Annotated in this window: 21 protein-coding genes and 1 pseudogene; 6 read left to right on the plus strand and 16 right to left on the minus strand. The window is 38.6% G+C overall.

Going from position 1 to position 23034, the window contains the following annotated elements; all coding sequences use genetic code 11:
• Positions 1 to 194: 194 nt before the first annotated feature.
• The 11 genes from FXW34_RS11755 to FXW34_RS11800 form a co-directional block, all read right to left on the minus strand.
• Positions 195 to 593 (minus strand): RDD family protein, encoded by a 399-nt coding sequence (locus tag FXW34_RS11755; RefSeq protein WP_147534197.1) that lies wholly within the window; start codon positions 591 to 593, stop codon positions 195 to 197.
• 151 nt (positions 594 to 744) lie between these two features.
• Complete coding sequence (locus FXW34_RS11760; RefSeq protein WP_147534198.1) at positions 745 to 1536, minus strand: ABC transporter ATP-binding protein; 792 nt, start codon at positions 1534 to 1536, stop codon at positions 745 to 747.
• Between the two features lie 224 nt (positions 1537 to 1760).
• Positions 1761 to 1919 (minus strand): hypothetical protein, encoded by a 159-nt coding sequence (locus tag FXW34_RS22925; protein WP_187118931.1) that lies wholly within the window; start codon positions 1917 to 1919, stop codon positions 1761 to 1763.
• A gap of 205 nt (positions 1920 to 2124) precedes the next feature.
• Positions 2125 to 2490: a group I truncated hemoglobin gene (locus FXW34_RS11765; RefSeq protein WP_147534199.1), complete on the minus strand. Its 366-nt coding sequence runs from the start codon at positions 2488 to 2490 to the stop codon at positions 2125 to 2127.
• 12 nt (positions 2491 to 2502) lie between these two features.
• Positions 2503 to 2697 carry a hypothetical protein gene (locus FXW34_RS11770; RefSeq protein WP_147534200.1) on the minus strand — a complete coding sequence of 65 codons (195 nt, stop codon included), beginning with the start codon at positions 2695 to 2697 and terminating at the stop codon, positions 2503 to 2505.
• Between the two features lie 70 nt (positions 2698 to 2767).
• Positions 2768 to 3268 carry a QcrA and Rieske domain-containing protein gene (locus FXW34_RS11775; protein ID WP_147534201.1) on the minus strand — a complete coding sequence of 167 codons (501 nt, stop codon included), beginning with the start codon at positions 3266 to 3268 and terminating at the stop codon, positions 2768 to 2770.
• Positions 3265 to 3834, minus strand: coding sequence for a 4Fe-4S dicluster domain-containing protein (locus FXW34_RS11780; RefSeq protein WP_147534202.1), 570 nt, complete (start codon positions 3832 to 3834; stop codon positions 3265 to 3267). The genes FXW34_RS11775 and FXW34_RS11780 overlap by 4 nt, the downstream gene beginning before the upstream one ends.
• A gap of 14 nt (positions 3835 to 3848) precedes the next feature.
• Positions 3849 to 5984: a formate dehydrogenase subunit alpha gene (gene fdhF / locus FXW34_RS11785; protein ID WP_147534203.1), complete on the minus strand. Its 2136-nt coding sequence runs from the start codon at positions 5982 to 5984 to the stop codon at positions 3849 to 3851.
• On the minus strand, positions 5962 to 7104 hold the full coding sequence (locus FXW34_RS11790; RefSeq protein ID WP_147534204.1) for a hypothetical protein: 1143 nt from the start codon (positions 7102 to 7104) through the stop codon (positions 5962 to 5964). The genes fdhF and FXW34_RS11790 overlap by 23 nt, the downstream gene beginning before the upstream one ends.
• A 216-nt stretch (positions 7105 to 7320) precedes the next feature.
• A complete protein-coding gene (locus FXW34_RS11795; RefSeq protein WP_147534205.1) occupies positions 7321 to 9102 on the minus strand; it encodes a TIGR04190 family B12-binding domain/radical SAM domain protein in 1782 nt (593 codons plus the stop codon).
• Between the two features lie 246 nt (positions 9103 to 9348).
• Positions 9349 to 10935 carry a class I adenylate-forming enzyme family protein gene (locus FXW34_RS11800; protein ID WP_246141013.1) on the minus strand — a complete coding sequence of 529 codons (1587 nt, stop codon included), beginning with the start codon at positions 10933 to 10935 and terminating at the stop codon, positions 9349 to 9351.
• A 256-nt stretch (positions 10936 to 11191) separates the two neighbouring features.
• On the opposite strand from FXW34_RS11800, the gene FXW34_RS11805 reads away from it, so the two are divergent.
• Positions 11192 to 12265 carry a hypothetical protein gene (locus tag FXW34_RS11805; RefSeq protein ID WP_147534206.1) on the plus strand — a complete coding sequence of 358 codons (1074 nt, stop codon included), beginning with the start codon at positions 11192 to 11194 and terminating at the stop codon, positions 12263 to 12265.
• 146 nt (positions 12266 to 12411) lie between these two features.
• A pseudogene (locus FXW34_RS23680) lies at positions 12412 to 12552 on the plus strand (LPXTG cell wall anchor domain-containing protein); the annotation flags it as partial.
• Between the two features lie 493 nt (positions 12553 to 13045).
• Here FXW34_RS23680 and FXW34_RS11815 read toward each other — a convergent pair.
• Positions 13046 to 14065 carry a DUF3231 family protein gene (locus tag FXW34_RS11815; protein ID WP_147534207.1) on the minus strand — a complete coding sequence of 340 codons (1020 nt, stop codon included), beginning with the start codon at positions 14063 to 14065 and terminating at the stop codon, positions 13046 to 13048.
• 190 nt (positions 14066 to 14255) lie between these two features.
• Between FXW34_RS11815 and FXW34_RS11820 the strand changes: the two genes are divergently transcribed.
• Positions 14256 to 15074, plus strand: coding sequence for an SGNH/GDSL hydrolase family protein (locus tag FXW34_RS11820; RefSeq protein WP_147534208.1), 819 nt, complete (start codon positions 14256 to 14258; stop codon positions 15072 to 15074).
• A 496-nt stretch (positions 15075 to 15570) separates the two neighbouring features.
• On the opposite strand, the gene FXW34_RS11825 is transcribed toward FXW34_RS11820, so the two are convergent.
• Positions 15571 to 18774: a DEAD/DEAH box helicase gene (locus FXW34_RS11825; protein WP_147534209.1), complete on the minus strand. Its 3204-nt coding sequence runs from the start codon at positions 18772 to 18774 to the stop codon at positions 15571 to 15573.
• A gap of 67 nt (positions 18775 to 18841) precedes the next feature.
• Entirely contained in the window at positions 18842 to 19135 is a 294-nt protein-coding gene (locus tag FXW34_RS11830; protein WP_147534210.1) for a hypothetical protein, read from the minus strand.
• 163 nt (positions 19136 to 19298) lie between these two features.
• Between FXW34_RS11830 and FXW34_RS11835 the strand changes: the two genes are divergently transcribed.
• The 3 genes from FXW34_RS11835 to FXW34_RS11845 all read left to right on the plus strand — a co-directional run bounded on the left by FXW34_RS11835 (position 19299) and on the right by FXW34_RS11845 (position 21760).
• On the plus strand, positions 19299 to 19916 hold the full coding sequence (locus FXW34_RS11835) for an RraA family protein (protein ID WP_147534211.1): 618 nt from the start codon (positions 19299 to 19301) through the stop codon (positions 19914 to 19916).
• Positions 19917 to 20018: 102 nt separating this feature from the next.
• On the plus strand, positions 20019 to 20237 hold the full coding sequence (locus tag FXW34_RS11840) for a hypothetical protein (RefSeq protein ID WP_147534212.1): 219 nt from the start codon (positions 20019 to 20021) through the stop codon (positions 20235 to 20237).
• Between the two features lie 545 nt (positions 20238 to 20782).
• The gene (locus FXW34_RS11845; protein WP_246141015.1) at positions 20783 to 21760 is read left to right on the plus strand and encodes an MBL fold metallo-hydrolase; all 978 of its coding nucleotides are present in this window, start codon (positions 20783 to 20785) and stop codon (positions 21758 to 21760) included.
• Positions 21761 to 21817: 57 nt separating this feature from the next.
• On the opposite strand, the gene FXW34_RS11850 is transcribed toward FXW34_RS11845, so the two are convergent.
• Together FXW34_RS11850 and cdaS are read right to left on the minus strand one after the other, a co-directional pair.
• Positions 21818 to 22276, minus strand: coding sequence for a branched-chain amino acid aminotransferase (locus FXW34_RS11850; protein ID WP_147534214.1), 459 nt, complete (start codon positions 22274 to 22276; stop codon positions 21818 to 21820).
• Between the two features lie 96 nt (positions 22277 to 22372).
• Entirely contained in the window at positions 22373 to 23023 is a 651-nt protein-coding gene (gene cdaS, locus FXW34_RS11855; RefSeq protein ID WP_147534215.1) for a sporulation-specific diadenylate cyclase CdaS, read from the minus strand.
• Positions 23024 to 23034: the final 11 nt, after the last annotated feature.

The following is a 23034-nucleotide window of genomic DNA, read 5'->3' on the forward strand; positions in this document are numbered from 1 at the left end:
GTCGCCATTTGTAAAGAAAAACGTAAGAAATAAGACATTTTAAATAAGTAAAAAAATGGGAACAAGGTCTTTTATAGAACCATGTTCCCGTTTTTTCATTTAACAACTCTGAGTGAATGTAAAAAAATTACATAAATTCAATTTAAAGACACTCATGCAAGACTAATGGGACTGTCCCCCACTGCTTTACTGCGTTAATCATGTGTTACGTAGGTTCCGGCGATAAAGTCGTGGATGGCCCGTTTGTCTGAACGCAAGCCGACCATAAACGCACTAACGATTACTCCTATTCCTAAGGTAATCGCATAAATGAAGCCCGCTACAATCGTTCGGATTAACATCGTACCAAACCCAACTCGCTCTCCATTCACTTTTACAATCCTCACGCCAAGGAGCTTTTTCCCAATTGTATATCCCGACCAAACTACTGGGAGAATAATTGCATACAGCAATTCAATAATAGACACGGCAGAGTTTAACGATGTTTCACTCAGAAACAACCCAAATAAAAAAGTTAAAGGGACACTTATAATAATACCATCGATAAGACCTGCACCTAATCTTCGCCAAAATCCCGCAGGATTTGAAACCATAAACATTCCCCTTTCATCTTGTAATGACAACGGTCATTTGTCCTTGTATAAACCGATACTATTACACTGATGAGTACTGGATTAGTTGCGAAAATTAAGCTACTTATATTTGCCCTTAATCTAGTTTATTAAGTTACTTACAATATTAGCACTATTTTACGGTCAACTTATTTTTAGTTAACAATGGACGTCCATCTTTCCAGATGACCCCTACATCAAGACCAAAGAAGTCTGACAGAGTATGATCCGATATCATTTCGTCCGTTTTCCCTGCAGCGAAAACCTCACCTTGTTTAAGTAAGAGTGTATGTTGGAACTCTGGCAAAATCTCTTCAGCATGGTGGGTTACATAAATGATTGTTGGTCCATTCGTTTCTTTAGCGATTTTCTCCACCGATTCTAGCAGCATTTCTCGAGCCAGAAAATCAAGACCATTCGTTGGCTCGTCCAATATGAGCAGCTCGGGGTCAGCCATTAACGCCCGACCAATTAGGACACGCTGTCTTTCTCCTTGTGAAAGAGTTTCATAATTCCGATTCGCATAATCATAGCAACCTAACTCTCTTAATAAGGAAATCGCTTTTTCTCGCATTTCATCGGTGGGACTTTCATATAGTCCAATCGAAGCAAATGCGCCGCTTAAGACGATTTCAAAGGCATTATCACCGTTATGTAGCTTTTGCTGGAGACTCTGAGAAACAAGTCCAATTTTTTTCCGAAGGCTTTCTGCCAATGGCGCCTTTCCGAATTCCTTACCGAGGACCGTGATTTTTCCTTTAGTTGGATATTCATAGGCGTTTAATACATTGAGCAAGGCCGTTTTACCGGCGCCATTTAATCCAAATATCACCCAATGCTCGCCTTTGTTCACTTTCCAATTAATCTCTTTTAAAATCCACTTGCCATTTCTCCTCAAGGATATATTTACCAACTCTAATACCATCGTGCATCACCCTTTCTTGCCCAATTTCCAAAACACCTTATCCTTTTATTTTTTGGCGATTTCCTATAAAAGTCAAATTATAAAGCTTGTTTTACTTCTAGTTCTCTACTGTCCATCTTAATAAAATAAAAAAGGATGACACAAATAAATGCATCATCCTCCACTAAGCCATTTCATTACATTATTATATCTATATCAATAATTCACCAATTACATCGTTATTCTTACACGGCAGCTAATTCAAAGCATGGATCATTAAAATAAATTACCTCAGACAGAATTTTACAACCTTTGATGTTTTTGAATGCCTCTCTTGCTTCACACTCAGTCTCAAATTCGTACATTGTCGTTTGATCCTTTGAATGAACTGTGATTACCCACATTATAATAAGATCTCCTTTTTTATTTACTCCTGGAAACAACCTACCCATTTTTCACTACGTTTGAAGGAGTAATTTTTATTGAACGGACTCATTATAACACCATTATCTGGGCTTTTTTGTTACAACAATATGACATTACACTAAAGAAAAAGTGAAGAAAAAACAAGCTATATTTACAATCCCACCAATAATATGCCAGTATAATTTAACCACTGATAATATCCTGCTTATAAGCGGAAATAGATTGGACAACTGCTTCAATTTCTTCATGATTCATCTCATGGTTTTCCATCGAAGTACGCAAATGATTGATCAATGTATCAAAATGATCCTCCTTCGTATTAATTCCACCATGCGCTTCCGCTAATGCTCTTCCAGAATAACGATTAGGACCACCCATTATAAAGCTTAAAAAATGAGTTTGATGTCTTTTTTGTGTCTCCATATCTACATCATAAAAAAACTTTGCTAAAGAGGGATCCTCCAGAACACTTTTATAAAATTCATCGACCATTTGTCCTACCTTCTCTTCTCCACCGAATCGCTCATAAATACTTTCTAGTTGGTCCATCTGACACGCTCCTTATTCTTCGCTGACTTGATCGGTTTTGTTAAAGAAAATATAAACGAGAATAGCGCACAAAAACATAAATCCTAACGCCCCTAAATAATAAACTAATTCATCATAGTGTCCGGCTAAATATACTTCGACCATGTATTGTAAGAAGATGATTTGTACGGACAAAAGAGCCATAAACAGCCACCAGGCCATTCTCACTGGTATCACTCCTTTAATCTTCAAAAGAAAAGTGGACATACTTCATTTATTCCTAAACGGTTTTACAATTTCAAACGGTTTGTTCGGACATTCCAACGGCATAGATACCGTCGTTTCGTGTTTCAATCGAAATGGCTGGCAGGCCTCGTTGCGGTGGACCAGCCAATACAGAACCGTCATTTACCGAAAAGAACCCATGATGACACGGGCATACCATTTGATTGGAGGACTTGTCGAAATAAACCGGACATTGAAGGTGTGTGCATTTAATATGATAGGCACGGTATTCATCCGCATTAATACGAATAATCATCGCCGGTTCGTCCTCATCAATGTACGAAAAGGTCTTACTATCCCCAATCTCCAGTTCATCGAGTTCGGCAATTTTCACTGTTTTCTCATCATCGTGTATTTTACTACCAGCTTGACTGGCTAATGGAATGGCCGATACAAACATCAACCCCATTAAGCCCATGCTTGATGCGATAAATCCACGTCTGTTTAAATCGATTTCTTTATCTCTTCTGACATTAAAGGTTAGCTGCTGAAGGAATTGATCAAATTTTTTCATGTCACTTCACCTTGTATATCATAGTATCCATACTTGTGTGTTTTTGTATCAGGTATCCCAATCACCGTTCTTGTTTCAATTTGTGTGCCCCCAAAATCCCATACGTATTGGACAGGTTTTTTGGCCATTTTTTTAATCGCCTCTTCCTCAACAAATTGTATTGTGTCAGTGGGACAGACGCTTACACACATTGGTGGTCTTCCTTTTGATGTCCGGTCATAGCATAAATCGCATTTATACATAAGCTTGCGGTCATCATCAACGCGCGGGATCCCAAACGGACAAGCGTATGTACAGTTTTTACACCCTATACATTTTTCGTGAGAGGCTGACAGGACCGTTCCATCCGCAGTTAATTGTATAGCTTGCACTGGGCATGACTCAGCACATGCCGGAGTGTAGCAATGCATACAAGGGGTCGGTGATTTCGCGACGGTCTCACCTGGCATAAGTTCATCGACGAACATTCTCGATAAATGGTCGTGCCCGCTGCACTCTTCACAACCAATCATGCACGCTTTACAGCCAATACATCGTTCAAAATCGATAAAAAGAACCTTTGTCATGAAGGACTCCTTCTCTATGTTTTTTCAAGCCTGACTGCACACACTTTGAATTCTGGTATTTTCGATTTAGGATCAAGAGCTGGGTTTGTTAAATGATTTATCGCCATTGTTTTACCCCAATGGTATGGCACAAAAAATGTATCTTCTCTAATCGCTTTTGTAATTTTTGCGGGTACAGAAAGTTCTCCACGTCGACTGACCAACTTCACCAATTCTTGATTATGTACCCCTAATTTCTTTGCCGTCTCAGGATGAATTTCGACATACGGCTCAGGGCAAAACTTGTTCAATGCTTCAATTCTTCTCGTTTGATTTCCACTTAAATAATGATAAACAACTCGACCCGTTGTTAATATGTATGGAAACTCCCCATCGACCTTTTCATTTGCCCCTGTATATTCAAACGCCAATAACCGTGCTCGTCCATCAGGGAAATGAAACTGTAAATCCTCGAACAAACGCGGAGTCCCTTCGTGTTCTTCATCTGGACACGGCCAGAAAACGCCATCCATTTTTTCAAGCTTCTCGTATGTAATACCAGAGTAATCAGCCTTACCTCCTTTTGAGGCAATTCTCAGTTCCTCGAATATTTCTTGCGATGATTTGTATTGAAAATACTGCCCTCTTCCAAGCCTTTCAGCTATTTCACATAACACTTGCCAATCGCGCTTAGCCTGTCCAGGAGTGCGATCTAATCCCTTTAACAGGACGACCCTCCCTTCAACATTGGTCGTTGTTCCAGTATCTTCAATCCATACAGTTGAAGGTAACACCACATCAGCTAGTTCGGCTGATTCTGATAAAAACATGTCGATTGCGACGAAAAAATCTAGCTTTTCTAAATACTTCTTTACATCCCCTACAGATGGAGCAGAAACCATCGGATTACTACAGATTAATAGCAAGCCTTTCACTTCATCCCCAAGTGATTTTAGCAACTCGAAAGCTGACATCCCTGGCCCTGGGATTTCCGCTTCATCAATTCCCCAAACCCCTGCGATATATTTTCGTGCTTCCGGATCGGTGATTTTTCGATAACCAGGCAATTGGTCAGCTTTTTGGCCATGTTCACGACCGCCCTGGCCATTGCCCTGGCCAGTGAATGTGGCAAATCCCGCACCCTTACGGCCAATTTTTCCTGTGAGTAAGGATAAATTCACATAGCTTGATACTGTATCAGAACCGTTTGAATGCTGTTCAATTCCGCGTGCAAACAGAACATAGCCATTTTTCGCCTGACCAAACAGCCTAGCAGCCTCGGTGATTTTTTCAACCGAAACACCAGTAATTTCAGATACCCGCTCAGGCGTATAGTTTTTGGTTAAATCATCAAGCTCTGTAAAGCCCACTGTATGATCCTTAATAAAATCGTTATCAATCATTTTTTCTTTTATTAAAAGATGAATCAACCCGTTGACGAGTGCGATATCAGTTCCAGGACGAACATCAAGATGAACATCAGCTACTAAAGCGGTTTTGGTCTGCCTTGGGTCAACGACTATCATCTTGGCGCCCCTGTCCCGCGCTCCCCAAATGTACGGCATAGAAAGTGGATGACATTCAGCCGTATTTGATCCAGCTATTAACAGGACGTCAGCAAATTTAATGTCAGACCATGGGTTGGTCGAGCCCCGGTCAATACCGACACTTTGATTAAAACCAACTGCTGCTGAAGACATACAATACCGCCCATTGTAATCAATATTTTTCGTTCCAAGACCAATACGAGCAAATTTTCCAACAAGATAGCATTTTTCATTTGTCATCGATGAGCCACTATAAATACCAAAGGCATCCTTGCCGTGCTCTGCTTGAATTTCTTTCATTTTTGACACCACTAAATCAAGCGCTTCTTCCCATGTGGCATCGACCAATTGGCCATTTTTGCGAATTAATGGATTTTTTAAGCGATCGCCTAATTCCGCCTGACGATATGCGGAAGCACCCTTCGGACACAATCTGCCACCGTTCATCGGAAAATCATATCGTGGTTCAACACCAACTACTTTTTTTGATTCTTTTTCAACCCGGATGTTCATTCCGCATTGCATTCCGCAAAAACAACAATGGGTCGCAATATTCTCTTCTCCCTCTCGTAATATTGGGTCAAATTCTCGCTGAGCGTAATCAGCGTTTTGTGGATGCCCCATTTTCAAGTCCTCCCCCTTTATTTAACATTAAGCCGTTTTTACCATTCGGCATCACTTTAACACCAGCTTCACCGAAATGAACAGCGGTCCCAAAGGCAGCCAACCGATTTGTTACCCTCCGACACTCTGAGCATAAATCAGACATATGTAAATCCGTTTGTTCAATCGGCACTGACAAGCTCCGTTTACTTAAAGCCAGTTGAACATCTTCAATTTGGGTTTCTGTTGCATAATCAATCCCGCAGCGAGAGCATTTTTTCTGACTTTCCAAAGCATGGTACGCCGGAATTACTATCGCAAGAAACCTTAACGGAATATGCCAAAATTTCCCGAACGGAAAATACAACAAAAAGACAATCACGGCAATTTGATGACTAATAGATATCCCTAAATAAAATCGTCCTTCGATAAAATAAGTTGAAAACGTTAATAACGATCCAGTGATAGAAATAACAATTAGCAGGATAAGCGGAAAAAAGTCATATTCCTTTGCTTGTTCCACCAGCTTCTTTTCCTCGGAATATCTTCTGTACATCGCCATCCCACAACCAATAATCACAGCAATCCCAGTCCAGTTTAACCCATGGTAAATAAGAAACGCCAGTGTTGAATCGACAGGCATGCGAAAGGTAGGAATTCCAAACACGACTACTTGGTACGTTCTTGGATTAACTAATTCAAAATGAAGCCAGCTAAAAACAAGCGAAAACGTGATAGCAAAGGAAAGTAATACGCCCCAAGAAATAAGCATATGTTGCATCCAGCGGTATATCGATCTCTTTGAAATGAACTTTTGCGCACCGATATTTTTCCCCAAAGCCCCAAACATGAACTTCCAACCAGCTTTTTTTGAAAACATCCGTCTTCCTTGCTGCCATAATCGACGAGTTGGAGGCCGCATGGTCCAAGCGGTAATACGTATTGACAGCATCATAAAACTGACAATTGAGGCCCACAAATATCCATAAAGCGCCATATCTAAATAGCCAAAGGCTTCAGAGCCGATATAAATAGATATAATTAGGATAACTAAAACAATAAATGCATTTCTTGCGGCTTTTTTAGCAAATGTGCCTTGTGAGATGGTATAAGCCTGATAGTTTCGCGCATTTTCGATCATGTACATCCCCCTTGTCAATTACTAGCTAATTGGTATTATTCTACAAAGGCAAGAAATTATTATTCTTACGATCAATTTGTAGATAGTATTAAATAGCTTTATTTTTTTGAAAATCAAAAAAGGCCTGAACTCCTTCATGGACTGATGCTAGTAATCAACTAGTATCCACCGATAAAAGAAATCAGACCTTTATTATTTTGTTAAATCAAAATGAAATTACAGCGTTACTTTGTGACGATCAACTTTACCAAGTTGGCATTTCACATTTCTTACCATTTCATCAATCAATAGCTCCATGCCAATGACTGTTAACGATGCAAAATTAGCGTAAAGTTTCTTTGTTTCCCATTTTAGTTCATTTTTACCGCAAATACTGTGACGGTTAACTTCAAGCACTTCACGCTTAATTTCAGCAAGTCCTGCTTCTTTTTCCGCTTCAGGTAATGCTAAGATACCATCGATCCGATCAATGAATTCGAGTGATTTCGTAATCTTTGTTTCAATGTCGTCGTATGCCGCCTGGTCAATCAGACCGTATTTAAGCTTAAACTGATTTAATAACAATGCAGAATCATAGGTGCCCTTTACGATTTCCTCACGGCTCATTTGATCGGTTTCATAGCTTAACATATATTTCCACGAAGGTTGAGCCATCGCCGAACGGAACTCTTCAAGCTTCGTATAAAACTTTTTGTAACCATACTTTTCTGGGTTTTCAAACGCTGGGCTCCCAGGATCAAGGAATGGTGACAGCGGTGCAACAAAGTAAGCTAAACGTGGATCCTCATCACACAACTTGTGAATCTCTTCACAAAACGCAATATTGTCTAAAGCACTTTGATAGGTTTGTCCTGGAATACCAACCATGAAGAATAAGTCGATTTTCGCACAGCCATATTTCAAAGCGAGTTGCAGTGTTTCAATGATTTTTTTGTTTGAACAAGGAAGCTTGCCATTTAAGCGGCGTAAGTCCTCATCCGCTGTTTCAAGTGTCAGTTCAATACTATATTTTGGTATGGCTTCTTGTAGCTTTTTAAAGAATTTTTCATCCGCAAACTGGAAAAGTTCAAATACGATTTCATTTTTTAAATCCATCTTCTTTAAGCCTGCTAAAAATTCATCAACGTATTCCGGTCCACCTTGTCTAATATCATTTAATAAGAAAATCGGTGCGCGGCTAAACCGTTGAATAAAAGCAATATCATTTAACATTTTTTGCGGTGACTTCATCACAATTCGTTTTCGATTACAGTTTAAATCGTAGGCAGTTCTTGAGCCACCACATATTAAACAATTGTACGTACAACCTTTAGAGGTAAGTAAAGCTGTATTAGGGTATTGGAGCCAGCCTTTGTATGGTAGTGGATCAAGTAGATTACCATATTTAAAGACTGAGCGGATAACATACCGATAACCTGGGTGCTCGAACTCATCAAGATCATCTGGGACGTAAGTAATCGGATTGTAATGATACTCGCCATCTTTTTTCCAAGTTAAGTTTGGTATAGTCGTAAACTCTTTATGTCCATTTTCAAGACGATTTAAGAGCATGAGCAACGGTTTTTCCGTTGTATCACCACGCATAACAAAATCAATATAAGGATATTCAATCAGTTCTTTATGGAAATAAGTAGATGAAAGTCCGCCAAAAATGACTGGAACATTTGGGTGTAGTTTTTTCACTACCTTTGCCAATTCTACGCTTCCGTGTGCATGTGGTAGCCAATGCAGATCAATACCGAATGCTTTCGTTTTAATCTTTCTTAGCTTCTTCTCGACGTCAAAATTAGGATCTAATAGCATTCGATTTGCTATATTGATAATTTTCACCTTTAGGCCATATCGTTCTAGATAGTCTCCAATACTTGTTAAGCCAATTGGGTACATTTCAAAAACCGGCGATGAAGGGACGACGTCACTGATGGGACCGGTAAAAATCATTTCCTTCCGAAAATCGTAGACTGTCGGTGGATGTAGTAGGACCAGGTCGTAGATCATTGGATCACCCTCTATTTAATATATTAGGAAAGTGTTATTTCCTTAAATTTACTATAACCTAAATTAGCAAGAAATGGTCGTGAACATTCGTTGAATTATCTTACAATTCAAACAACTTATTTACGGTAAATACTTAATTTATGTGATTATCTTCGCAAACAAAAAAGGATAGCTAACTGTCAGAATTTCCATTCCAACAATGCTATCCAAAATCAAATACATCATATCGTTTATATGTGATATTCATTATCCCAATTCAGTTGAGAGTGCCTCACGAAGCTGATTTTGCAAAAACATTTTTCTAATTTTACCACTTGCAGTCATTGGGAACTCTTTCATTATGATAAGTTTATCAGGTACCTTATAATCTGCAACTCTTGGTTTTACATAGTCAATAAGCGCCTGGGCTTCCACCACATAATTTGGTTTTAGTTTTACACACGCGCATGAAATCTCACCAATAGCAGTATCAGGTAAACCTACAATCACCACTTCCAAAACAGCTGGATTCGAATACAAAATTTCTTCAATCTCACGTGGATAAATAATAAAACCCCCTTTATTAATCACTTCAATTTTTCTGCCAACTATGCGAAGGTTTCCACGGTTATCGATTACACCAAGGTCACCGGTGGTAAACCATCCATCCTCACCTAACACCTGGCCTGATTCTTCAGGCATTAAGTAATATCCTTTCATCACCCCAGGTCCTCGACATGCCACTTCCCCTAATTCACCGGGGAGTGCTTCACCACCGTTGCTATTTAATATTGCAATTTCTGTTCCAGGAAGAGGTCTTCCAACAGTTTCAGCACGTGTCATATCGTCATCAGGAAATGATGTCATCGTTAAAATTTGTGAGGTTTCACTCATCCCGTAGGCTACAACAATTTCGCACCCCATTTCCTTACGGATTCGTTTCACAACCTCCACTGGGCAAGTTGCCCCAGTAATAATACCAGTCCGAAGTGCAGAAAGATCATAATTTGGGAATTCATAAAGATTTAATTCAGAAATAAACATAGTTGGATAACCATTTTTAATTGTCACTTGTTCCGATTCCATTAACTCCAAGGCTGCCTTTGGTTTATATTCCTCCATCAACACCATTCTTGCTCCAACAGCAATCGTACTTATTATGGTAGGGATCATTCCGAACACATGAAAGGCAGGTACTGCAACTAAAAACACATCGTTTGGCCTGCAATCCATTTTCTCAGCAGAGGCTACTGCTATGGAAACGACGTTAGAATGCGTAAGCATCACACCATTAAGTGTACCTGTTGAACCTGGTGTATACAGAATCGTGTATACATCATCCGCTGGATTAATAGGGACAGGAGTAAAATCCACCCCACCCGAAATTTGTTTGACTAAATCCTGATAACTATGCATTTCAGCCAATTCGCAGCGAACTGATATAAAACTTTGTAAAGATGGAACATCCTTCCAAGTAGACATTAATCTTTCTAGAATATCAACACCGTTGAATTCATTAGTGATAAATATCGCTTTTGCGTTAGAGTGGTTTAAGATATAAGTAAATTCATCTGTGCTAAGACCGTGATAAATGGGAACAAGAATTGCTCCTAGGTTAGAAACAGCCATGTAAATAACAACATATTCATTCCAATTTGGTAAACAAACAGCAACACGGTCCCCTTTTTGAATTCCAAGTTCACTTAACGCTGCGGCTAGCACCTGCGAATCTTTCCACAGCTCTCGATACGACATCCGTTTGTAACCATCATAGGAAGCTTCATGATCCGTACTTCTGTTGTAAGCGCTTAACAGTAATTCCGTCACACTTTGCTTCCTGTTTACTCCTGGCAATTTTCTCCCACCTCCAAGCTACGTAAATTCAGTTGACCAAAGTGATATCGAATGAATCTTGCAAAGATGTAAAGGCTTTCTAAAATCTGAACAGTTAACTTGTTTTTATTTTTAATATTTTGAATATTCGTAATCATTATACTACTTACTTCAAAAATTTTACACATTTTTTGTTTATTTCTTGCACGCTTTTCCCTAATATTACAATCCAAATATTAGAAATTATTTGGTATACTTATCATTAGAGGTGATGAATATGGCTACAGCCTTAAAGAAGAAAAAACTCATTCTATACTTTGGGTTAATTTCACTAATCTTGTTCAGCAACTTTGTTTTATACCGGTTACCAGTTATGCAACCTATTCCAAACGGGGCAGTTCTTGGTTCAATTTTTGACTTAATGCTTCTTATACCCTTATTAACGTATTTTTTTATCATTCGAAAACGATATTCTTTAAAGTATATCGGAATAGTCATATTAGCCGGTTACGGAGCAGCCTATTTCATCATTCCCAACCAACACCTGCAGCAGTATCCCTTTATCCATTATATCGTGGCTATTTCGGAAGGTTCGCTTGTGTTATTGGAGCTTTACATTATATATAAAGTCCTCACGAAATTACCTTCGATAATTCGTGAGTATCGCAGTATCTCCCAGCAAAACTCCTTTTTTCAATATAACTTAAGAAATGCGATTGAAAAGCATTTAAATCATATGCCGATGTTACATGTATTTTTATCAGAGCTTTCGATTTTTTATTATTCGCTATTTTCTTGGCGTGCAAAAGCTACCGTTGCTAACGGTCAGACCTACACCTATCATCAAAAAACGAGCACCATTTCCGTCTATATTTTGTTGATTCATGCTACCGTTTTAGAATCGGTAGGCTTTCATTATTTATTACACTCCTGGAACGCAATTGTTGCTTACGTTTTACTATTTTTAAATGTGTATGCCGTTCTTTATTTTCTCGGTGAAATTCAAGCAACAAGGCTGACACCGTTTTATTTATCAAATCAAGCCCTTTATTTACAGGTCGGTTTATCAAAAAGCATGGAGATCCCGCTTGATAAAATCAAATTAGTAAAGCATTATGAGGGTCCAGAAAAAATCAAGCGTAAAGATGCAAAAAATTCTTTCGATGCTCGTGCTGTTGATTTTATTATGGAAAAACCGATGTTTGAAATCCAATTAACAGAGCCCGTAACGGTTCGCTTAATGTATGGTTTAAAAAGTAAAGCTGATAGAATCCTTGTAAGCGTTGATGAGCCGAATCAATTTCAGTTTAAACTAAATGAAATGATTGAGCGAAGAAGATCTGAATACTAATCTAATCGGTTCTCATTGAGTGCAATCTATGCCTCATTTGAGGACCATTTTTATTTCGTGGATATGCTGGTACAAAAAACGTTTCCTCAACTAACAACACTACTCCAAGCTCAGACAGTGGTACATCTGAACTAAAAGCTAATCAGGAATTACCAAACACTGCAACAAATTCCTATAATGCGTTGTTGTTTGGGACTGTAGTACTTGCTCTAGGAACATTATTGGCGTTTAGAAAAATGCAAAATGCTAATTTAATCGTCTGTAACTTTCTATTACACTTAAGATGATTATATAGAAAAAAAGCCGGGACATAAGTGTTTCAACTAAACAAAAATCGAACTATCATGCGAATTTCTAACTTAGAATTTCCTAATAGTTCGATCTTTTTTATTCCCTTTTTACAATATGTACTACCTTAAAATAACTGTGGTTAACATAGATGTGTAAATGATCTTGCATGCGGGGCTGTTACCGTTGTGTTTGAAAATAAGCGGAAGAATTCCGCTTATTTTGGGAAATGCCCATATTTCCTTAAAAATAACGGGAGTTTTTCCGCTTATTTCATAAAAATCACTGGATTTTGTCCTTTTGAGAGTAATTAAGCGGAAATTTTCCTCTTATTACAGCTCAATTAGCCCCCCTTACATACAATAAGCGGAAATTCTCCTCTTATTGTTTCTCATACATACATGAAAATTAACGCTGAACTTTAATTTAGTCCTCCATAAGTATCATTCGGTTTTAATAAGTGGACAATTTAGTTCTATCGCAGCTTCTTTCTCAGTTATTTAGATTCGCTTTAGCTAACTCATCCCTGTCTGAGGCAATCGGAGGCTGTTCTAACCATTTATTTTTTATCATGATATTCGCTCCATCCTCAGAATAAAGCTGAACTTCTACCATTAACCTACTATACATCACTCCAATATCTACCCTTGGACTTTGAGCGATACCTGTTCCGTAATATCCGATGCTCAATCCGATTAGTGCTGATGTATAAAACATCATGAGCTTATCCGAAAAAGTATAAGCCGTGCTATTAGTAATTTCTGTTGCCCAAGTAGTCGGCACCGATAGATAGCTATCTTCGAATTTCTTTCCAAATAATTTGATATGTTTTTTGGCGATTTCAATGCCTCTAATAAAAAATTGTTTTACTTCTTTATCCTGAGCAACTTGACAAAACCCTGCTAATGTAGCAGCACCTAAAGCATTTCTCAGAATATTAGCAAATAAATTTGTTATTTCAGAAGCCACTAGGGGTCTTTTTTCACCAATAATATCCCAGACAAACCCTTGCTTTTTTACAAACTCTGGTCTTTCTAAATTCGGAAGATATGGCGACCTTATGTAAAGTCCTTTTGATAAAAGCACTTCTTTTGACTTTTTATAAAGCTGCATCGTCTCTGAAATGCATTCCATATAATAATCGGTTATGTCAGCTCGAGCGGAAGCTGACAAACTTGCTGAGTAAATTGTAAGTCCAATCATAGACATCTGGTGCACAAAGTTTAAAGCATAGTTATCTGAAAATAATCTAGGCGCACTTAAATCAACATCATCTTTAATATTAAAACCGTGTGGGATTGCAAATTTTTCTTCCTTAAATAGATGAGTTAATTTTTCTATATGGCGTTTCGATAGTTCTAAAGCGTGTTCAATGATAGGCTTAATATCTTCATCCTCTGCTTTTTCTACAAAATAGGTAAGGATGCAGATACTTCCACTATCATTCATATACTGTGCCCACAGCTGAGCAATTTCTGAAGACGTCAACCTCACTTGCTTCCCTCTATCCATATTAAAGCCTCCGTATCTAATGGATTTTAGAATTATCTTAGTTTTCGCCATTACGTTTTACTTATTCGTTTGTACCTTTGCAGTTCATAATTTACTACCAAAACTCAATGTACCTGTTGGAAACAAGCACCTAATTAATATTTTTATTTACATTGTTATAATATTGTTTTGAGAGAAGGGAGGCAAACTAGTGAAGATATTGAAGTACAGTCTTCTTTTCATCATCATAATTGGCATTAGTAGCGCTGCCTGGATGTATTATCCACAATTCAAAATTAATAAACTTAAGCAGGAGTCAATATCGGTGGAGAAAATAGAGGATACCATTTCGATTTTTGAGCATTACAGAAATATGAATCAAGAGGTGATCTATCATTTAGCGCTTGGAGATTCTGTTGTTCGTGGTTATGGGGTCAATGATAACGAAAATTTAGTAAGTCGATTTTCTCATCAACTATCATTATTGACTGGAAAAAATGTTGATTTTTCAAATGCCGGAATAAACGGAAGTACCAGCAATGAATTGATGAGTTTAATTGAGGATGGTCATTTTGATGCTGAAATTGCCAAAGCCAATATCATAACGATTAATATTGGTGGTAATGATGTATTAAAAGGCGCACAACAACTCAACTATTCCAAGGCACTACAAGGCTTTGATGAGGTCCAATCGACGTTTATTAAAAATCTTACCGGTGTTTCAAGCAAAATTAAACAAATAAATCCCAATGCTACCGTTTTGTTTTTAGAATTATATAATCCAATGAACCCTAATGATAGTCTTTATCCAATTGCCGATCAGCTTTTACCAAAGTGGAATATCAACATTTATGAAATCGCACAAAAGCACCCAGGTGCGTTGGTGATTGAGACTACCGAAGTCATCAATGGGGAGAATCTTCAAAACCTTTCAATTGATGGGATTCATCCAAATTCAAATGGTCATGCTGCCATTTCTGATTTGATGATTAATCAATTGAAAAGGGTTCGGATTAGTGTGGCAGTTTAAAGAAAATTTTCTTTGGAGGTTTTTTAACCTTATTAACTAAAAGTAGTCCATGAGTTCACTTCTATTATGTTTTCCCCTTGTTTTGGTCTTATGAAGGGCTCATGAGACCACTTTCTGACATTACTTTGATTCGTTTTGGACTCATGAAAGCCTCATGAGACCACTTCTTTTATTTTTCCGACTCGTTTTGGACTCATGAAAGCCTCATGAGATCACTTCTTCCATATTTCCGACTAGTTTTGGTCTCATGAAAGCCTCATGAGATCACTTCTTCCATTTTTCCGACTAGTTTTGGTCTCATGAAAGCCTCATGAGACCACTTCTTCCATTTTTCCGACTGGATTTGGTCTCATGAAAGCCTCATGAGACCACTTCACTCATTTTTCCGACTGGATTAGGTCTCATGAAAGCCTCATGAGACCACTTCTCCCATTTTCGCTCATTGTTTTGGTCTCATGGCGACTGAACCTACTCTAACCACGGTCAACGTTTCATTCTATATCATCAATATCTCGCGGATATCTTCGTCTGTTAATGTTGAGAGGCGTTTGCCAGAAGAATTGATGATTTCATTAATCATATCCTTCTTTTTATCCTGGAGCTCATTCATTTTTTCCTCGATTGTTCCCCTAGCGACAAGCTTAATCACCTGAACAATCTTTTCCTGACCAATTCGGTGGGCCCGATCGGCTGCTTGTGCTTCAACAGCTGGATTCCACCAAATATCGTATAAAATCACCGTATCTGCACCGGTTAAATTTAGTCCAGTTCCCCCTGCTTTTAAAGAAATTAAAAATAAATCACGTTCCCCGGTATTAAATCGATTGCAAATCTCAAGGCGCTCTTCACTAGGCGTGCTCCCATCCAAATAGAAAAAGGAATCTCCAGCTTGCGTAAGCTGTCTACCAATAATTCCGAGCATTTTTGTAAATTGTGAAAAAATCAAAACGCGCCGTCCCGATGCTTTTGCCTCGTCTAATATTTCAAATAACAATTCAAACTTTGCGGAACTCCCTTGATATCCATCTACAAATAGAGCCGGATGACAGCAAATCTGGCGTAGGCGCGTCAAGCCAGCGAGAATTTTGATGCGATTTTTCCGGAGCGTCTCCTTGTCCAAATGCTTCAATGTATCGTGACGGAGTTTAGCTAAGTATGCCCCGTACAGCTTTTTTTGCTCAGGCAGGAGTTCTGAGGTTTCTAGCGTTTCGATTTTCTCCGGCAACTCACTTAGGACATCTTCCTTCATCCGTCGCAATAAAAATGGCTTAATTTTTCGAGCAATATCCTTACGGGTTAAGTGGCTGTATTCCTTTAACCCTTGGAATAATTCAGGAAAGACAACATGGAAAATCGACCAAAGCTCTTCAAGCGAATTTTCAACTGGTGTACCAGTAAGAGCAAAGCGTTGTTGCGCCTTGAGCCGTTTAACTGTTTTGGATGTTTGTGTAATCGGATTTTTAAACGCTTGTGCCTCATCGAAAAACACAGTGTGAAAGGTTTGCTTTTCATACCAATGGACATCCTTACGTAATAATGGATAGGAGGTAATGATGACATCGACTTCACCTATTTCTTTTTGAAGCTTCATCCGCTCGGCATGCGCCCCATCAACCACAATAGCTTGAACGGCGGGAGTAAATTTCATAAATTCACTAAGCCAGTTATATGTGAGCGACGAAGGACAAACGATTAATGCCGGTTGTTTCGATTCACGAATCTCACTTAGTTCCGATGTAATAAACGTGATGGCTTGCAGCGTTTTCCCTAAGCCCATGCTGTCCGCTAAAATCCCACCAAAGCCGTAGCTCGCTAAAGCTTTCATCCATTTGTAGCCGTGAATTTGATAATTTCGCAATATTGACTGAAGACCCTCGGGCACCGCAAAGTCTAAGCGTTCGGGATGGTACAATTGCTCCAAAAACTCCCGAAACGATTCCTCAGCAGTAAGAACACCACCACCGTCAAATCCATCCAAAAAGCGTATCCCACTTATAATCGGCAAATTCAAACCTGCCTCTAGGTCCTCATTTTGCACAGGTAAGGCTGTTAAGAATCTTTGGATTTCCTGAAATTCTCTTGTTTCGAGCGACAACAGCGAGCCATCGCGGAGACGATAGTATTTACGCTTTTCCTCCAAGGCTGCTAAAACGTCGCGAATATGCTGTTCAGGAATACCGCTCATTTCAAACTTAAACTCGAGCCAGTTCATGCGCTCTTTTTTCACCTTGACTCTGATTTTTGGCTTGGCATTTCCTTTAAAAATCCGATTCCTAATTGCGGTTGTTGCATATACTTGAACATGCTTTTGTAGCTTTGGCAAAATGTGATATAGAAATTGATACTCTAAATCCTCATTGTGAAGATAATAACCACCCTCGGTTTTAGTGAATTCCGCCTCCTCTATTAAGTCCAAAATCACATCTTCTTTATCTTTGTCCCTCATGATGATTTTCCCCGAAGTTTCGACGTTGTCCTCTAATGGGTCAATCACATGATTTTCGTATTGAAACTCAAGGCCTGCTAATAAACGATTTTTTACGCGATCCAAATATAGCTTCGCGATGAGTGGAGGTTTCTCGATTTGGTTCATTAATACTCCGGAAATACTAACATTTCCTAAAGATTTTAAACTTGGTAAGACTTTTTCTAAAAATACTTCTTTTTGTGAAGCTGGAATCCGTATTAAGTTTGAGCCGGATTGATCGATTAGTTGTTTAAAATAGTTCAGTCTTTGTGCATTTCCTTGGTTTATTTGTATGATTTTCCCGTTATTGAAGACGGTATAATATTCTGGTAAAAATAGTATTTTATCAAGACCTGCAATATGTAAACCGTACTCCTCTTCGTTCGTTTTGGAAAAATCAAACAGAAGACCGAGACCACCCATTGCATGGTGAATTCCTTCAAAGACTTCATCGTGATATTTAAACTCTACTTGCGGTGCTTGTTCTAGCTTTGGCAATAGCCGATCCCATGCCGAGGGAGGTAAAATCAAAGCTTCAGAGCCCTTCTGCTGGAAGGTACCATACACACTTTCATCTTCAACAACCTTAATCAGTTCTCCTAGAACGTCGTTGTTTTCTTTTGAAAAACATTGTGTCTGTGGGTTAAACACTTTTTGATTTCCAATATGGTATGGCTTACCTTCTTTTAAAATCGTTAGGAAACCGCGAATATCCGAAACCTTTGCATTCGATAGCTTTATGTTCACTGCAAGCATAGTGGACGTCTGTTCCGTTATGGGTACAATTAAAAAAGCCACATCAAGCACTTTCCGATTTTCAAAAAAATGCTGGTGTCCAGCTGAACGAACTAATCCCTCAGTGAAAAGATTAATAAAGTCGTTTGTGATCACAGATTGTCCGTGCTCGTCTGCAAATTGACTTTCCCCAACTAAATTAGGAACAGTTGAAGTCTGCTGATGGTTATATAGCTTTAGCAAAACTGCTGCTATATGCTGACAATCCTTTTGAAACGAGGCGAGCTTTGGACAGCTGCAATTCATTTCAATTCTTCCGTCAACATGCTTGTTTATTTTTACAAAGAAATCCTCGCTCCCACTTACGATGGCTTCACAATGGTCTTCGTTATATTTAGTAAAAGATACTTTATTTCCGCGACAAAAAGAGTCTCCTCTTTTGAAGGAGACTGCACCGCACATATCTTGAATGATTTTATGATTAAGCTTAATATTCAATGGGCTTACTCCTTCCGGTGACTTAATTGAATTATATCACACGGTGGAGAGTTATTTCGAAACGAACTTATCCCTCGGTTAATCCTTGGTTTACATATTGATGTTCATCTATATGGGTGATGGTTCCGTTATAATCTATCTTTTGGTCTAATTTTTCTAAATCAAGCTGGTTCATTTCCTCATCATCAAAGTCGCCAATTACTGCGATTACCCGTAAATTTTCGCCAGGGTCGCCTGTGATTAAAGCCATTGATTGATAGGTATCATAGCCATTTTCCCCAGCCAAATATTCAGTTACAACGTCTAATATGTCATCCTCATTTAGCTTAAATATTTTACGTTTTTTCGGTTGATGTCTCATTTTGTTCACCCCTAATGGTGGATTACTTGTTTAGGTTGCCCATTTGTAAATTAGCTAGTATTAATTTTTCTTATAAAGCGTTATAGTTTTTTCGTAATTTTCAATATACTCTGAATTGTGTATAATGAATGAAGCACAATACATAATGTTAGGAGAATTACGAATGGACGAATTAGTATTAAAATTTAAAGGAATTCCTACTACAGCAATTTCTGATGCGTTGGACGGTTTATTCAATTTGGACCCTGCAATAAAACCTTTAAAGGAAGAATACACTTTTGCAGGTCGTGCTTTAACAGTAAAAACTGCTGTTGGCGATAACCTAGCTGTGCAAAAAGCTATTCGCGTAGCACAAGAAGGCGATATTATCGTAGTCGACGCTAAAGGTGATCAATACCGCGCGATGGCTGGAGACTTTGTTGTCGGTATGGCAAAGACAATGGGTGTTTCAGCAATGGTCATTGACGGGGTGATTCGTGACCTGGTTGCGATTAAAGAATTAAATTTCCCGGTTTTTTCAAAAGGCACAACGGTTGCAGCTAGCGGCAAAGCTGGTGTTGGTGAAATCAATGTACCCATTTCTTGCGGTGGCCAAGCGGTGAATCCTGGTGATATCGTTGTCGGCGATGCGGATGGTGTTGTCGTGATTCCTCGAGCAATTGAACAAGAGGTATATGAAAAAGCGGTCAATAAAATCAAAAAAGACGAAGAGCGTGAAGCAAAAATTTCAGGTAATCGCGAAGCCATTATCGCTTTTATCGACAAAAACCTCGGGAAATAGAAAAGCGGAAGCGGCTTGCTCAGGAGCGACAGGCATAAGACGAATCATTCAAGAGACGTTAGTCTCTGGAGGGATTTGGCTTATGACCCGAGCTCCTAGCCGATGGAGCTAGACATAATAGAAAAGCGGAAGGCGCCCGTTTATCGGCAACAAGCACAAGACGAGCCGGCCGGAAGGTTGCCTTTTACCTTCTGCACGGATTGGCTTGTGACCTCGAGCCGATGGCGCCTGGAGCTAGAAAAAGAAAAGCAAAAGGAAACTGGGCCAGAACTAAATTGTTCGCTATTAAAACCGAATGATTTTTATGGAGGAATATATTAAAGTTCAGGGTTGATCTTCATGTAGGTATGAGAACCTAAATAAGAGTAGAATTTCCCCTTATTGTATATAAGGGGGGCTAAATGAGCTGAAATAAGAGTAGATTTTCCGCTTAACTACTCCCCAAAAGACAAAATCAACTGATTTTTATGAAATAAGCGAAAAAACTCCCGTTATTATAATGGAAATATGGGTCTTTTCCAAAATAAGCGTAATTCTTCCGCTTATTTTCAAACACAAGGAAATCAACATTCGGGTTAACAAACCCTCAAGCAAAAAAACTGCACTTAATGTGTGATCCAATCCACATTTATTTCAGGCTAGCTCTATAGTAAAAAGGAATTAAAAAATCGAACTATTAGGAAATTCTAAGTTAGAATTTCGCATGATAGTTCGGTTTTTTGTTTAGCTGAAATACTTATGTCCCAGCCTCCTTTTTCATTTCTAGGGGATTCATAATATTTGTTTTTTCTAAAGCTGTTTATTATGATTAATAGTAAGAATTTTCAGATATGATTACAGCATCAAGTACTGAGGTGAATAGATTGTTGAATTTACATGTACATTACGAAAAGGTCATTCCGGTTATCGTACCGGTAGAGGACGGACTAAAAAGTATTAATTTTTATATTGTAAAGCATGGTCAATCACTGTCATTGATTGATGCTGGAATGAACAATAAAGCGTGTTGGGATGCCTTAATCTCGACGCTACAAAAGCACGGTTGGAGCTTAACTAATCTTACTGAAATCATCCTTACCCATCACCATATAGACCACATCGGTTTAGTGAATGCCATCGTTGCTAAGCATCCTATTCCAGTTTACGCCTCACCCATCTCGCTCCCCCGCCTAAAACGCGACCAAGCATTTCTGGAAATGCGAATGGAGTTTTATGCAAAGCTTTATGAAGAAATGGGATGTGGTGAAGTTGGCAAACAGCGAGTAGCTTTCTTGAGAAAGTCAATTGAGGAAAATCGAAATCAAGCGATTGAGGCAGCGGTCCACGAAATAACTGAAAAAAGATTGTTTCAATTTGACATTTTGGAATATCCCGGGCACGCACCTGATCAGCTTGCTTTTTATCATCGCCAGCAAAAATCGTTATTTGCAGGTGATTTGCTTATTCAGCATATTTCCAGTAATGCGCTCGTTGAACCCGATGACTTCGGAAACAGATTACCAACCCTAAGCCAGCATGTCCAATCACTTAAACGATGTAATGACTTGAAGCTTGAGGTTGTTTATTCCGGACATGGCGAGTTGATTCATCAGCCGTATGAACTAATTAAGAAACGCTTAGACGGAATAGAGGAAAAATCCGAACGATTTTTAAACATGATTCAATCCGGCATTACGACAGCAAATGAACTTGCCCAAACCTATTATAAAAAGAGATACAGTCCACTTTTCCAATTAGTGATGTCAGAAATCATTGGTCATCTCGACTATTTAGAAGTTAAGGGGAAAGTCGAAAAGGTATTGGTCCAAGGAGTCTGGCATTATTACGCAAAACAGAACAAATAAAAAGGAAATCTCCTAGCCATTGATGGAGATTTCCTTTTGGTTATGTATAACTCCATATTAAGATTGCTTCGACTTAACCGCTTCCACTAAATTTTTCAGATATGTGTAAACGAGCTGATATGCCTCGGCAATTGTAAGCTCTTCCTTAAATCCCTCAACATAATTTAAACCAAAATTTAAATCCCAAAGGCCGTCATCACCATTAAACATGAGACTAAATCTTGCCTCTTCACTTTGAAGTGTAGTTTGTAAATATTCCTTAATTGATGCTTGGAATTTCTTTTGCAGCTTTAAGCCTAGCAACACCTCGTATGTTTCAAACACATCATCAACCTCAAATGAGATACCATCGACACCAAGCTCACTAAATGCTCCAGCTTCTAAATACATAAATTCATTTTTATGTTGTTGAAAATAGGAAATTGACTGATTTAAGAAGCCTTGCTCCTCACTAGCTAATATTTCTTCTGTTTCTTTATCAAGACGCTCAATATATGCATCACTAAATTGAGTCATGAATTCTAACCTCCCACACTTATAAAATAAACCCAACATCAGTATATCCTATTTTTTCGTCACAAAGGATTTTAATCGAAAATAATGAACAATTTTCTACGGACCTTTGGAAATTGAAGCCTTCAAAACACTTGGTTGAAACGTATTAATTGGATATAGATTACCATCTATCGCAAATGAAATGTTTCCTGATTCCTCAGAAACAACTAATGCAAGCGCATCACTTTGTTCCGAAATCCCTAGAGCCGCACGATGCCTCGTTCCTAACTTTCTCCCCTCATATACTTTTTTTGATAAAGGCAAGACATTTGCTGCCGATACCACTACATTCTCACGGATTAACACTGCACCATCATGCAGTGGATTTCCGGGGTAAAAAAAGGATTCCAATAATTTGGACGATACCGTTGCTCCAATGGATGTTCCTTTTTGAATCATCGGTTCTATCGATTGACTGCGTTCCACCACAATCAGTGCTCCATGATTCTGCTTAGAAAGATGCTGTACCGTTATCGATAATTCCTCATATGTATCGGTAAAAGAGGCTAAATAACAGTTTAAATAATAAGAAGCCGCCGTTGCCTCAATTGAATTTAGTAGTTTTTTAACATCTTCTATGCCACCCAAAACACAATGGTTTTCATTCCCAAGTACTTGTAAATTTGCTTGAAGTAAATGTATGAGGCGTTTCATACCAACCTCTACATTCTCTTTTAAGGGTGAAAAATCACAATTAATGCTATCCATACTTGTACCTC

The sequence above is a fragment of the Bacillus marasmi genome, assembly GCF_902168435.1.
GTDB classification, from domain to species: domain Bacteria; phylum Bacillota; class Bacilli; order Bacillales; family Cytobacillaceae; genus Bacillus_BU; species Bacillus_BU marasmi.